Genomic DNA, 13,795 nt, shown 5'->3' with positions numbered 1-13,795 from the left:
AGCAGCCCCAGCACTATTCGTACTCGACCAACACCATCGCGCGAATTCTCGGGCACGGATAGGGGTCACGGTCACGTTTGGCGAGGCCCACAACCTCGCACGGGCTTGACCCTACGCGTCGATCCCAACAGCACGCCGTAAGGGTCGCAAGGACGTGTCGCCGCCTTGCCGAAGCCCGACTGCCCTTCGCACCTTGTGCGAACGTCATAGCCCTTTTAGCCCTCCGGCATGTCTCGACAGATCCCACTCAGGCGAGAGCTGTTGTTTCGGTTCGGCTTTCTCTTCGTGCTTGCCCTCCTGTTCGCTTTGTTCGGGATCGTCGTACTGTTGCCTGGAATCGAGTCGACGGCCCGGCGCACTCTCATCATTGGTGTGCTCGTCGCGATTGACCTCGGGGCGCTCTTCGTTTTGGGAAGTGCCATTCTGGGAAAGTTCATGGTGAAGCCGATGGAGTTACTGGCCGAAGACGCGCGCCGAATCGCCGGAGGCGACTATCATCACCGCATCGGGACCTTGGACAGCCTCGAGCTCCAACAGGTGCAGTCGAGCGTGAACGACATGGCGGATCGGCTCATCGCCGACCAGGAGTTGTTGGCCGAGAACGTCGAATCACTCGAGGAGACCAACAAGGACCTCATCGAAGCTCGGAACCAGATCATCCACACTGCGCGCCTCGCGTCTGTGGGCACCCTGGCGGCGGGTATCGCGCATGAGGTCGGCAACCCGCTGGGAGCGATCATGGCGTTCGTCGACGTGGCCAAGGCACGAGCCGAGAAGGTGGGCGGCGACGTCGCCTTGCTGGACTCCGTTCGCGGAGAGGCCGAAAGGATCGATCGCATCGTGCGAGGTCTGCTCGACTACGCCCGTCCACGGGACGATGAGGTCGCGCCCGTCGCCCCGGCACAGGTGTTGGCCCGTGTCCGCGACCTGCTGGAGTCCCAAGGGAAGTTGGACCGCACCGAGATGACGTGGACCCTGTCGGGCGACGCGCCCGACGTGGTCATGGGGCGTCATCGGCTCGAGCAGGTCATGGTGAACCTACTCCTGAACGCTCTCGCCGCTGTCGAGTCGACTGAGAATCCACGGATCTCGGTGGAACTGTTCGGGGATTCGGGTGAGGTGATGCGCCTCCCGGCGAAGCGCGCGGATGACCCGAAGGGCATCAACTACATGCACCGTCGGCGCGTGTCGAAGGACGGTGCAGGTTATGGCATCGACCTCGTGTTCAATTCCCCGCGTGTCGCGGTGATCCGCGTCGAGGACAACGGGCCCGGCATCGCCGAAGACGACCTCGAAGACATATTCGACCCGTTCTTCACCACGAAGGAGCCCGGCGAGGGGAGTGGGTTGGGTCTTTCTATCTGTGCTCGCCTAGTCGACGGAATGGGCGGTCAAATCCTTGCTGCGAACTGCGACGATGGGGGCGCGGCGTTTACCGTTCGGCTTCCGGGTGCCCCCGAGAAGTCCCATGAGGCAGGCAGCCCGTGGTAGAAGTACAGTGGGCCGAGCGCAGGGGTCTCGCGAGATCTGGAGTAGGCACGACGACGAGTCGTAGTTGTTCTACGGCGAGGAGGAGAAACGACCTCCAGGGCCGCGATCCCCCTGCGCCCAACACCGAGTGTGACAATACTTACCGGTTCTTGGGTTACGGTGGCACGGCCCCATCTCCGTCGTTGGGGCTCCTATCCGTAGCGACGGCTATGGCGTCGTCGCCCCGCCTAGGATCTGGAGCCGTGGCACCGTAACGCGGCCCGCTGTACTTCTACCACGGGCTGCCAGACTGGTGGAGACGCTGTGAAGATCCTGATCATCGATGATGACGCCGGATTGAGAGAGTCAGTTTCGCTCATCCTAGGGGATGCCGACTACGAGGTCGTGCTGGCCGAGGATGGTGAGAGCGGGCTGAGAACGGCGCACGCACAGAAGCCCGATCTCATCCTTTGCGACGTGCGCATGCCACGGGTCGACGGGCTCGCGTTCCTCGAGTCGTACCGGGAGGCAGGTGGTGAGGCGCTCGTCCTCATGATGACCGCGTACGGCAGCATGGAGCTGGCGGTCGAGGCGATGAAGCGGGGTGCATACGACTACTTGGCGAAGCCGTTCGGTGCCGACGAAGTCCTACTCACGATACGCAAGGCTGAAGAACGGGAACAGTTGCGCAAGGAGGTCGGCCGCCTTCGTCGGGAGGTGAGAGCGGATGCGCGCTTCGGAGAGCTTGTCGTCGGCTCTCCGGCGATGAGAAAGGCGCTGCACGTCGTCGAGAGAGTCGCGAAGCACGATTCTCCTGTCCTCCTGACCGGCGCGAGCGGTACCGGCAAGGAGGTTGTCGCACGCATGCTGCACCGCGAGAGTCCTCGGGCTGCGGCGCCGTTTGTCCCGGTGAACTGTGGTGGTGTCCCCGAGCAGCTGCTCGAGTCCGAGTTCTTTGGCTATGTGAAGGGTGCCTTCACGGGAGCCGACCGAGACAAGGAGGGGCTCTTCGAGGCGGCTGACGGGGGGACGCTCTTCCTCGACGAAGTCGGTGAACTCCCGGGGGCGCTTCAGGTGAAGTTATTGCGGGCGCTTCAGGAAGGGGAGGTGCGCCGACTCGGTGCCACTGAGATCCAGCGTGTGGACGTACGCGTGATCTCAGCGACCAACCTGGACCTAGAAGCGGCTGTCGAGGATGGGAGGTTCCGGAAGGATCTGTACTACCGCTTGGCGGTCGTGCCGATTCACCTGCCGCCACTGCGGGACCGAAGCGAGGAGATCCCGAAGCTGGTGACCTATCTGCTCGCGCGACAGAGTGCGCGGTTGGGGGTGGAGGTTGAGGGCGTCGACCCGGATGCGATGGCAGTACTCCTCACGTACGCCTGGCCGGGGAATATCCGCGAGCTTGAGAACGTCTTGGAGCGGGCGTTGGTTCTGACCGAGGGCCCGAGCATCTCGCTCGACGACCTGCCGGAGGCGGTCCGTCGCCCGGCGCCTGAGGGACTTGGCATCGGCGTGGACTCCGACGACCTGTCGGTCAAGCGGCACGGCGCGAGGATGGAGAAACACCTCATCCAGCTCGCGTTGGATCGAACGGGAGGTAACAAGACTCACGCCGCCGAGCTGCTCGAGCTGTCTCCGCGCGCGCTTCGCTACAAGATCCAAGAGTACGGGGTCGAGTAGTTCGAGTGGTGTCCTAGAAGGGCCGATCCAACCATGTAGCCGTCTCGGACGCCCGGCGAGCTTGTGTCCATGTCCCGTGGATACAGCCTCGTCGAAACGATCATGGTCGTCGCAATCTTCGCGATGACGGTGGCGTCTCTCGCACCGGCCGCGCGTAGGTACCGCGACTCGTCTACGGTCGTCGCCGCACGCGAGTCGGTCGTCGGTCTCATTGCTGAAGCCCGTGTCCGGGCGCTCGGAAAGGGGGGCATCATCGTTCACTTTGGGGGCGATCCCTTCCGGGCATGGGTCACCCAGACCGATTCGGTCGTGCGCGTTCTCTCGCTCGGAAGCGACCTCGGCGTCACTCTCGAACTCGCTCGTGGACGGACTGAGACCCAGCTCGCGTATGATGCGATGGCTTTGGGACGGGTAGCGAGCGAGACGCTCACGTTCCGGCGTGGTGAGGCGGAGCGGTCACTGGTCGTTTCCGGATACGGAAGGGTACGGAGGCGGTGAAGTCCGGCTTCTCGTTGGTCGAGGTCATCGTCGCACTCGTCGTGCTCGAGGTCGCGATCTTGGGTGCCGTGGGAATCGTCGTCGTGGCATCGAGAACGATGGCCGAGGCCGAGGCGATCGAGCGGGCCGTGTCGGCGCTCGAGGGCACCGCCGACTCGCTCTCGCTGACCGCGACCCCCGGCCAGGGGTCTAAGGACGTGGCCGGCGGGCGAATCCATTGGAGCGTGGAGCCAGACGGTGGTTTCACCGTGGAGTTCAGTCGCGACGAGCACGTTTTCTTACGCGTGGCTGGCGTCGTGCCTGTGACGGATTCGTGAGAAATGGGGCGACGGTCGCTGAGGTCCTGATCGCGTTGATATGCGGGCTTCTCGTAGTCCAGCTCTCACTCGCGGGACTCGCCAGGGTCCGGTCGGTCGGGCTCCGCCTGACGCAGAGGTCAGAGATCCTTGCGGCGTTGCGTGTCTCTCGAGTCGTGTTGCGTCGAGAGCTGCGATTCGGGGTTCGAGGCGTCGACTGGGTGGATTTCGCACCAGATTCGATTAGCCTGCGGGCTTTCCGGGGTGTGGGTGTCGTGTGTCCCGATGGGGCACTGGCGCCGGATCTCATGGTCGCCTGGTCGGGAATGCGCGCTCCTGCGCCCGAGAAGGACTCAGTCTTGCTGCTGACCGGGCAGGGAGCGTGGATTCGAGCCGATCTATTGAGCGTTCGGCCTACCTCGGACCTTTGTGCCACGGACCCTCGGACAGAGCTGCAGCGGTGGCAGATCTCGGTCACCCCCGAGGAGTCGATCGTGCTCGCCAGGCTATTCGAGCGCGGCTCGTATCACGTTTCCGGCGCAGCGCTCCGCTACCGCCGAGGCCGCGGCGGGCGGCAGCCGCTGACACCGGAAGTGTTCGACACGCCGCCGAGCGGCTTCGTGAAGAGAGGAGGGTCCCTGGCGCTCGAATGGATTCGATTGCAGGACGGCGGCGCGTGGCACTGGCTCGGCTACCTAGGGGGGTGATCGGAAAGGGGGGCGGGCCGCGCGCCAGGGAGGGCGCAGCGCTGATCATCGTTGTGCTGCTCATGATGGCCATCACCGCGGTGGCGCACGGCCTACTGCTCCTCGCTCGATTCGAGTATCTCGCGGCCCGGGCGGGGGTTGACCAGCTCGGAGCGCGTCTGGCCGCTGAAGCCGCAGTGAATACCGCTCTCGGACTGGATGTCGGACCCGGACGCGCCTCGACTCCGCTGTGGCAGTCGACCGACTCCGCCGGCGGCACCGTACGCGACGCGCGCTACTCGCGATGGATCCGGCGCCTCTCACGCGAAGTGTGGCTGGCCGAGGGGTGGGGCAAGCGGGGTCAGGTGGCCCCAGCGACGGTATCGCGGCCCATATGGATCCTTGATCCGGTCGCCCGTGTCGCAGCGATGGGTGCCGTCCTGGTCTACGGGGAGGGGAGCCTCGTTCGAGTCGATGGAACAATCGACGGCAGCCGCGTGAACCGGTCTCTGACGCCAGAGCAGCTCGACCGCTGCGAGCCGTGGAGCGCGGCTTTGGACTCGCTCATCACGACCGGTGCGCTTCCGCCCACGGCAACCGAGCCTCTTGATGTCGTATCGGCCCTGGGTCTCCTGGACATCGACTCGCTACGCGCCCGGATTCGGGTCCACGTCGCTGGGACGGGCACGCCGGCACCACGGGAACGGGGCGGTGTCTGCGTCACCGAGGACGCCTGGAACTGGGGTGACCCCGACCGTCCGACCCGACCCTGCGGGCACCATTTTGTGACGATCCTCGCAGAGGGTGACCTCGCCACGGTAGGTGGTGCCGGCCAGGGCTTGCTCGTGGTCACGGGAGATGCCGACATGCTCGACACGCAGTTTTACGGGCTGATCATCGTGAGCGGTCGGCTCACGCTTCGCGGCGTGGCCACCGTGCGCGGGTTGGTCCGTTCGGCCGGCGGCGCGAGCGTCGAGACCGGCGCGTCGATCGTCGGGTCGACGTGCTGGGCTGCCGCCGCTCTCGAGTCTCCGGATCTCGCCAGGCCGGTTCCAATCCGAGGTCCTCGGTCTCTGGGACCGCGCTAGCATCCAACCATGTAGCCGTCTCGGACGCTCGGCGAGCTTGCGTCCATTGGTCGTCACCAAGCCAAGCGGTTTGATCCGAGTAGTTTTTTCCCTCACACGCAGAGTTTTCCGCGCCACAGCCGCCCGTGCAACGTAATGTCACAAACGCCGAACATCCCTGTTTTCCTGCTTCTTCGGCCACCTTCTGCCTCGCACCGCACCGTGAGCGATAGTTGGCGCGCTCCTTGCCATCTCCAGAAGCGGCGGTAGTCCCACCTGAATGGAAGTGCGCTCCGTAAAGTCGCACCGGCCGTGTCAAGCCGAGGATCCGACGTCTCCCGAGGTGCCTGGTCTAGTCGAGAAACTGCACCCCCTCGACGCCAGTCGAGTGACGCGGCCTCCATGTCGCCATCTGGGGATCCATCTCCAAGACTCCGATGCAGGCAGTCCCTGCGCCGACAGCTAAAGCTGGCACCGAGCCGAAGCTGTCACGGAGAGTTTCAACCCTGTAATGATAGAGCGTCAGCTAAACGACGCGCCGGCCGAACGGAGTCACCGGCTCTCGCCGCAGGATTTTGGCGCCAAATGTTTACCAAAACTTTGTTAAGCCCGATCGGCACATTGTTCTTGACAAGACTTAACTTTTGGTGGTAAGCTCAATCAACATTCTTGGGGAAATTTGTTTTCAGTCTCTCCTGGTGAAGGCACCGCATGGCGCTCTTTGGACGAAGAAAGAGATCTTCCATCGGTCTGGACATCGGGTCCGGGTTCGTGAAGGTCGTGGAGGTCGATCACTCGGGTGACCAACCCGAAGTGACGCGAGTGGCCATGTGCCCGCTGCTTCCCGACGCGATCGTGGAAGGGGAGGTCATGGACTACGGTCTCGTATCCGATGCCGTCATGGGGCTCTTCGAGGAAATGGACCTCAAGGGTGCCGAAGTCGTGACCGCTGTGGGTGGCCACGACGTCATCATCAAGAAGATCGAGATGGATCGGATGAAGGAGTCGGACGCTCGCGACGTGATCCGGTGGGAGGCGGAGCAGCACGTACCCTTCGACATCAAGAGCGTCGAGCTGGACTTCCAGATTCTGAACCCTCACGACGACGGGCTTCAGATGGAGGTGCTACTCGTCGCGGCCAAGCGGGAGTTGGTGGACAACAAGGTTGGCTTGCTGCAGGACGCAGGGGTGAACCCCGTCGTCATCGACATCGAGGTATTCGCACTCCACAACGCCTTCGAGCACAACTATCCGGATGCCCTGGATGGGATCATCGGCCTCGTCAACATCGGCCATGAGACGACGAACGTGAACATCCTCGAGAACGGCGTGCCGATCCTGACGCGCGACATTCCTTTCGGTTCGCGCAAGATCCGGGAGGACCTCCAGCGCGAGCGGGGGCTGACTGCCGAGCAGGCCGAAGACGTGGTGCAAGGCAAGGAAACCGTCGAGAACCTCGAGCAGATCGTCGAGGCCTCCGCCGACGAAGTGGCGGTTGGCATCGAACGTGCAAGTGCATTCCTCATGACCCGTGAGGACGGCGAGACCATCGGGCGCGTATTCCTGAGTGGAGGTGGCGCCCGTATTCCCGGGATGGTCGAGGCGCTCGGAACGCGAATGAACGTGGAAACGGAGCTGGTGAACCCGTTCGAACGAGTTCCGGTTCACCCGGACGCAGCGCGTAACATGTCTATCGACGAGGCCGCCCCGATGCTGCTGTTATCGCTCGGGCTGGCACTGCGCGTCTAGATGATGAGAACCGGCTGAGCCGTGATCGAAGTCAATCTACTACCCGGCGCCAAGAAAGGGCGCTCGCGCGGCTTCCAGTTCAAGCTGCCCGGGCTTCCTACTGGAGGGACGCCGGACCGGTACACCCTCTGGTGTGTCGCAGCCGGGATCGTCGCTCTCGGTTACATGGGTTACGCCTACTACGACGCCAAGATCGTCGAGGCCGACGATTTGGCGGTGCTGCTCACGGAAGGCCTACAGGATTCGACCCTCTTTGCGGACCAGATCGCACGGGCCAACGAACTCATCGCGCGAGGTGATTCCATCGCTCAGCGTGTCGCGATCATTCAGGAAATCGATGTCGATCGCTACGTCTGGCCGCACCTTCTTTACGAGATCGCGCGCGCCGTTCCTGAGTACACATGGCTCAGAGAGGTCCTGTATGTCAGCCAGGACCCGCTGGAGGTCCGCATCAACGGTCGCGCGGGCAGCATTCCGGCGATCACGGCCTATATGGCGAACCTGGAGGCGTCTCCGTTCCTGCGCCTAGTGTTTCCGGAGCTGATGCAGCAGACGACGTCTGCGGAGAATCCAGCAGATGTGATCTACGAATTCGAGCTGATCGCCACCTACGAAAACCCGCCGCTCGATGAACTGGAGACGGTGCCGCTCTTCGACGACCAGACGGGCGTGGCGCAGGAAGCCGCTCCGGGCAGCACTGGGGGGGATTGACGAATGGCTTGGTACTACCCAACCGATCCGAGGCAGCGCAACTGGATGCTTGGAGGCGTCGCGTTCCTCGTAGCGATCGTGCCGTTCCACATGTATTTGCTGGCCCCCGTCGAGGCCGACAACGCAGAGGTCTTGGCACACGTCGAGACGCTCGACGGCCAGAACCGTCGAGCTCGAGTTCAGGCGGCTCGTGGGGGCGGTGACTTGGAGGAGCGGAACCGCATCTACGAGCGTCACGTGCAAAAGCTCGAGGAGTTGATCCCCGCAGCAGAAGAGGTCGGCACCCTCGCGAACGACATCAGCAACGTGGGGAGACTTACCGACGTCCGTATCGACCGCATGGTGCCGGAGCCCGCCGAGACAGGCACGTTCTACGACAAGACGTCCTACGGCATGGCGGTCGTAGGCGAGTACCACGACGTGGGTCGGTTCCTGACCGGTGTCGCCAGCTTGTCTCGAATCGTCACGTCGGTCGAGGTAGACGTTCGGCTGTATGACCAGCCCGGACGCTACCCGGACATGGTGTCGCCGGTGATCGCGACGTTTCGCATCGAGACGTATGTCGTCCCAGATCGGGCCGCAGCTCCCCCTGCAGCTGAGATTTCTGGAGGCTGATGATGAAACGATCCGCTCCCGTGGTGCTGCTCGTCGGCATGCTCATCCTGTGGCCACAAGCAGCGACGGCGCAGGATCCTCCTCCACCTGATGGACCTCCGGCGCAGACCGAGTTGGCGTTCGAGCGTGAGATCTTTGTCTACCCGTCCTTCGAGCGGCTGAACCCCTTCCGGCCGCTGCTCGCGACGGACAGTGGCGGTCCGCGATACGAACGGTTGCGCCTGTCGGGGATCATATACTTTGAGACCCCGGGCCGAAGCGTTGCTACGGTCAGCACCAGCATCGCCACCATCGCGGCCGACGGCACGATCTCGGCTGACATCGGCGATTCCTACCACCTCAAGGTTGGCCAGACGATCGGCAATACCACCGTCGTCGTGATCAATCGCAAGTCGATCGAGGTGGAGGTCGAAGAATTCGGCATCACGGATCGCAGGACCATGCGGCTCCTAAGCGTCCTTGGAGGCAACCAATGACCTCGATGTTCGCCCTGTGGGCGGGCGCGCTCCTCTCCTTCGGAGGGCCCGTCACGGAGGTGGCGATCACTCCGATGAACGAACAGACGAGCGTCCTTATTGCGATCGACGGAGACGTCGAGTTTCGCGATTTCCTGATGGAAGGACCCTACCGCCTGGTCATCGACCTAATCGGGGCTCAGAACGCACTTCCGCGCGACGAGTTCTCCCTGGTCAACCGAGGGGGCATCCGGACCGTCAAGGCGAGCCAGTACTCCGCGGACATCGTTCGCGTCGTGCTCGAATTGACGGACAAAGTCGGCTACTCGGTGACGCGAGACCCGCGAGGTGTGCGCGTCACGTTGGAAACCCCTGAGGTCGCGGACTTCGAGCCGTGGTCGTCCGGGACGTCCATGAGCGCATTCGACCCGACGAGCCTGACGCTCGCGACCGTTGCTGCGCCGCCTCAGCAGAGTCAGGCCGAGCCGATCTACCTGACCTATGTCCAGGAGCCGATCACCTCGGTTCTCCTGGCGTTCGCCAATTTCTCGGGGAAATCGATCGTAGCTGGCGCGGGTGTGATGGGCTCGGTCACCGCCGAGATCAACGGTCAGCCCTGGGACGTCGCGCTCGACGCGATCCTCTTCTCCAATGGTCTCATAGCTCAGGAGGACGAGCACGGGATCATCCGGATCAACAACATCGCGGACATGGACGCCGCGGAGCAGGTCGAGCGCCTCCGGACGGTCGCGTATCCGGTCAACTACGCGACCGCCACCGAAGTGTCGGCGGCTCTCACGCCGCTGCTAACCGAGCGAGGCCAGATCACTGTCGCACAGGGCACCAACACGATCATCGTGTCGGACATCGAGCGTGTCCAAGCCGGTGTGACCCAGCTACTCAGTGAGCTCGATGTCGAGACTGCGCAGGTCTCGATCTCCGCGAAGATCATCTTCGTGAACCGGACGGACCTCGCCGAGCTTGGCGTCACCTACGAGATCAAGGACTCTCGGGGCAACCAGATCAACCAGTTGTCTGACGGCGCCGTCGACTTCGACGGTGACGGTGTGCTCGAAACGGTCGAGCAGGGGACCGCGGTGGTTGCGCTCGGCGGGAACTCCATCGCTGCGCTCGGAAACGCCGCCGCCCGGGTCGCTAGCCCTACGCTCCAGATACTGACCTCGCTGGTCGTGGGCCGGCACCAGCTCATCAGCTTCATCGACGCGCTACAGTCCGTGAACCTCAGTGATATCGAGGCAGAGCCCCAGATCACTACGCTGGACAACCACCGGGCCGAGCTCCTCGTCGGTGAGCTCACCCCGATCCGTACGATCGACGCCGGTGCCGGCGGCGGCGCAGGCGGGACGTTCCCGAGGGCTCAAGTTTCACAACAAGAGACGGGTATCATCCTCAGAGTGACGCCTCACGTGACGGACGATGGCCACATTCTGCTAGAAGTCGAAGCCGAGCGCTCGGCGGCGGAGCTCGCGGAGTCCGACGTGGGCTTCATTTTCCGCACGCAGCGGGCCCAGACGCGGGTGCTCGTCGCGGACGGTGAGACTGTCGTCATTGCGGGACTTACTCAGAGGGAGCGTACCGAGGTCCGCTCGGGCATCCCGCTCTTGATGGACCTGCCCGTCATTGGAAAGCTCTTTCGCGTGACACGGATGCAGGAGTTCCAGCGTGATCTGATCATCCTCGTGACGCCGCACATCGTGCGCGGCACCAACTGATCGAGTCGATCGGGAACGAGATCATGGGTCGGAATGGATCGTTCGGACTGCGCTTGCTGGTCACCACTGCCGCGATGGCCGGTGTGTTCTTGGTCGCCGCTTGCGACGGCGAGAACTTGTTCAGCGTGCCCAGCGGGCCTCGCGTAGGTGACGACATCAAGGCCCCGACGGTGACGATCACCGTCCCGAGGGGCGACTCGCTGTCCGCCAAGCCGATCGGCGATTCTGTGTTCGTCTCGGTCCGTGTGACGGACAACGTAGCTGTGCGTTTTGTACGGTTCTTCGGAATATCGCAGCGCGGAGACGTTGATCTCGGCACCGACGTGGTGATCCAACGCTTCCAGGAAAAAACGATCACCCTCCCGGACGTGGAGGATACGACCCTCACCCGCTATCTGCTTCCCACCGCGGACGACGTGAAGGAGACCGTGCAGATCCTCGTTGAGGCGACAGACACAGCAGGGAACATTACAACGGACACCGTCGACCTGATCCTCGGTGGTCCCGACGTCGATCTGCTCGATATCGAGGACGGACAGACAGTTCAGGCGGGCTTGAACCTGAGCGCGCGGGTCCTGGCGCAGGATCCGCTCGGGATCATCGAAATATCCCTGCAGATCACGGGCGTCTTCCAGGCTTCGATCGTGAAGACGATCACGCCCGCGAGCGACTCGGTGGCGCTCGATACCGTGGTCGCGATCCCGGCTGGGATTGTAGGTGAGATTTTCCTCTCCGCATCAGCCCGGAACAGCCTGGGCGTCCTTGGCGGAGATGGCCCGCTGACGCTCACTGTCATCGCCGCGGACGTCGGCGACACAATCGCGCCGCGCCTGACGCACGAGTCCGTCGCGGCAGAGCGGCTGGAGCTGCAGGACGAGATTCTCGTCACTGTTTCGGGCGGTGACGATACCCAGGGCGGGGGCGTGGCGGTGGCCGGCTACACGGTTCTCGCGATCTCCGCGACTCGCGGGGACACGATCCTCCGGACGGATTCGGCCACCTTCAGTCCACCGCGTACTGGCACGGTGACGACCAGCTTCTCGTTCCCGGTCTTCAACGTCGATTCCTTGAGTTTGCCCGACACGTTGATCTTCGAGATCACCAGCTGGCTGCGCGACGCGGACGGCAACTGCGCCTCCGCGCTCGGAGTCGATTCCTTGGCGGCGAACCCGTGCTTTACGCTCTCGGGTGGCCAAACGGTGGCTGACGGTCGACCCGGCGACCGCGTAATCCGCCCCATCGTGGCGGGCACGACGGTCCTGCTTCCCTCCGGTGGCAAGATCTTGGATGCCGTCGTGGACACGCTGCGGCGCAACCTGCTGCTCTCCAACGTCGGGCGTGATCGCATCGAGGTCTTCCGTCTGCAAGACGAGGAATTCCTGACCTCGATTCCGGTGGGCTCGGAGCCCTGGGGCATCACGTTGAACAGCTGCGCGCCCCTCAGCCCTGCCGCAGGGTGTGGCGACACACTGATCGTGGCGAACTCCGGAGGAACCAACCTCTCGATGGTATACCTCGGACCCGATGATGGACTCGGGCCCGCCGCGGAAGATGCGTCGCGTCGCTTCCTGACACCGGACGTCGTCCTGTTCGAGGTTGAGCGCGTGATTGACGAGACTGGCGTCATCCGCTTCACCGTGACCGTACTGCCCGACCCCGACGCGCTGGGCTTCTCCGATCGGCCCCAATACATCGCTCGCGATTCGACCGGCCGCTCCCTCTTCTCGACGAAGGTCGTGCCCGCGCTCGACCAGGTCGGCACGATCAGAAAGGCCTTCCATCCCACGGGCGGTCTCCGGCCCGAGGTCGTGATTTTCGTGGAGCACGCGCGCCTGGACGACGCCGAGGATTTCACTGCGATCGCGCACGTAGACAACATCGTCGTGAGCAACACGGGTGCTGACGACCTGGTGACGATCACGGATCACATTCCGGGTGACATCACCATGCCGATCACGAGCATAACCGACGCAGTGGACCTGGCGGTTGCGGACCTCGTCGCGAATACGACGTCGGACATCTATTCGGTCACCGGGAGCAGATGGAACATCGAGAACCTCGGATTCACCGACACGACCTTAGTGGCGGCTTCGGGTGATGGAGGTTGGGTGGTGTTCGGCGAGGGTGCGATCGACCCGATTGGCCGCGTGATCATGTACGAGACCGCCACGGACGCCATCAGCCGCTTCATTGAGGTCACGGACCTCATCACCAATGCCGGTGAGACCGTGAAGGGCATCGGCCTCAACTACGACGGGACCCTGGGTGTGGTACGTGGCACGAACCAGGTCTCGTTCTTCACGACCGACCTGAGGTTACAAGGTGGTCCGTCGCTGTCGCTCTCGGGTGGCTCGGGTGCGGTCCTCCATCCACTGCACGCGAATGCCGTCTCACTCACCAATTTCACCGGCGAGTACCGGCCGAACACCCACATCGCGCTGGTGGGTACGGGTGAGCGCACGATCGACATCTACGACACGTTCCACTTCTTCCGCTCCGGGCGCATCTTCATCCGAGACGTCATCTCGGGTCCGTTGCGGGCGTCGCTCCCGTTCCCGAAGGACAACCAGGATCCCTCGGGGGCACCGTTCCAGTGCGTTTCGACCACGGTTACGGATCAAGCGGGTCGAACCATCGGCTCCGCGATCGAGGTTTTCCAGGGCGGGGATTTCAACAGCCCATGGCCGGAAGACGGTGGCGCAGGCGGCACCGAAGACCGCTGCGTGGTGCTCAAACTGTACGGTACGACGGACGCCGGCGGCGTGGTCGTGATCAACGTGCGCAAGAGCGACATCCTGCGGGATCACCCCTCCCGGAATTGAAGCGACCGAA

Annotated in this window: 12 protein-coding genes; all 12 read left to right on the top strand. The window is 63.5% G+C overall.

Annotated features, from left to right (window positions below; translation table 11 throughout):
- Positions 1-228 precede the first annotated feature (228 nt).
- The 12 genes from IIB36_13120 (at position 229) to IIB36_13065 (ending at position 13,785) form a co-directional block, all read left to right on the top strand.
- Entirely contained in the window at positions 229-1,491 is a 1,263-nt protein-coding gene (locus tag IIB36_13120) for a HAMP domain-containing protein (protein ID MCH7532682.1), read from the top strand.
- Between the two features lie 303 nt (positions 1,492-1,794).
- Positions 1,795-3,153, top strand: a complete 1,359-nt coding sequence (locus IIB36_13115) for a sigma-54-dependent Fis family transcriptional regulator (protein MCH7532681.1) — start codon at positions 1,795-1,797, stop codon at positions 3,151-3,153.
- Between the two features lie 69 nt (positions 3,154-3,222).
- Positions 3,223-3,651 carry a type II secretion system protein gene (locus IIB36_13110; GenBank protein MCH7532680.1) on the top strand — a complete coding sequence of 143 codons (429 nt, stop codon included), beginning with the start codon at positions 3,223-3,225 and terminating at the stop codon, positions 3,649-3,651.
- Complete coding sequence (locus IIB36_13105; GenBank protein ID MCH7532679.1) at positions 3,648-3,968, top strand: type II secretion system protein; 321 nt, start codon at positions 3,648-3,650, stop codon at positions 3,966-3,968. The genes IIB36_13110 and IIB36_13105 overlap by 4 nt, the downstream gene beginning before the upstream one ends.
- Positions 3,965-4,654: a hypothetical protein gene (locus IIB36_13100; GenBank protein ID MCH7532678.1), complete on the top strand. Its 690-nt coding sequence runs from the start codon at positions 3,965-3,967 to the stop codon at positions 4,652-4,654. Before IIB36_13105 ends, IIB36_13100 begins: the two co-directional genes overlap by 4 nt.
- Positions 4,624-5,721, top strand: coding sequence for a hypothetical protein (locus IIB36_13095; protein ID MCH7532677.1), 1,098 nt, complete (start codon positions 4,624-4,626; stop codon positions 5,719-5,721). Before IIB36_13100 ends, IIB36_13095 begins: the two co-directional genes overlap by 31 nt.
- Positions 5,722-6,411: 690 nt before the next feature.
- Positions 6,412-7,449 carry a type IV pilus assembly protein PilM gene (gene pilM / locus IIB36_13090; GenBank protein MCH7532676.1) on the top strand — a complete coding sequence of 346 codons (1,038 nt, stop codon included), beginning with the start codon at positions 6,412-6,414 and terminating at the stop codon, positions 7,447-7,449.
- A 21-nt stretch (positions 7,450-7,470) separates the two neighbouring features.
- The gene (locus tag IIB36_13085; GenBank protein MCH7532675.1) at positions 7,471-8,160 is read left to right on the top strand and encodes a PilN domain-containing protein; all 690 of its coding nucleotides are present in this window, start codon (positions 7,471-7,473) and stop codon (positions 8,158-8,160) included.
- 3 nt (positions 8,161-8,163) lie between these two features.
- A complete protein-coding gene (gene pilO, locus IIB36_13080; protein MCH7532674.1) occupies positions 8,164-8,775 on the top strand; it encodes a type 4a pilus biogenesis protein PilO in 612 nt (203 codons plus the stop codon).
- A complete protein-coding gene (locus tag IIB36_13075; protein MCH7532673.1) occupies positions 8,775-9,251 on the top strand; it encodes a hypothetical protein in 477 nt (158 codons plus the stop codon). The genes pilO and IIB36_13075 overlap by 1 nt, the downstream gene beginning before the upstream one ends.
- Positions 9,248-10,963, top strand: a complete 1,716-nt coding sequence (locus IIB36_13070) for an AMIN domain-containing protein (GenBank protein MCH7532672.1) — start codon at positions 9,248-9,250, stop codon at positions 10,961-10,963. The genes IIB36_13075 and IIB36_13070 overlap by 4 nt, the downstream gene beginning before the upstream one ends.
- A gap of 23 nt (positions 10,964-10,986) precedes the next feature.
- Entirely contained in the window at positions 10,987-13,785 is a 2,799-nt protein-coding gene (locus IIB36_13065; protein ID MCH7532671.1) for a hypothetical protein, read from the top strand.
- Positions 13,786-13,795: the final 10 nt, after the last annotated feature.

This window comes from Gemmatimonadota bacterium (genome assembly GCA_022560615.1).
GTDB lineage: Bacteria > Gemmatimonadota > Gemmatimonadetes > Longimicrobiales > Gaopeijiaceae > UBA1138.
This window is presented reverse-complemented; position numbering and strand designations above follow the sequence as displayed.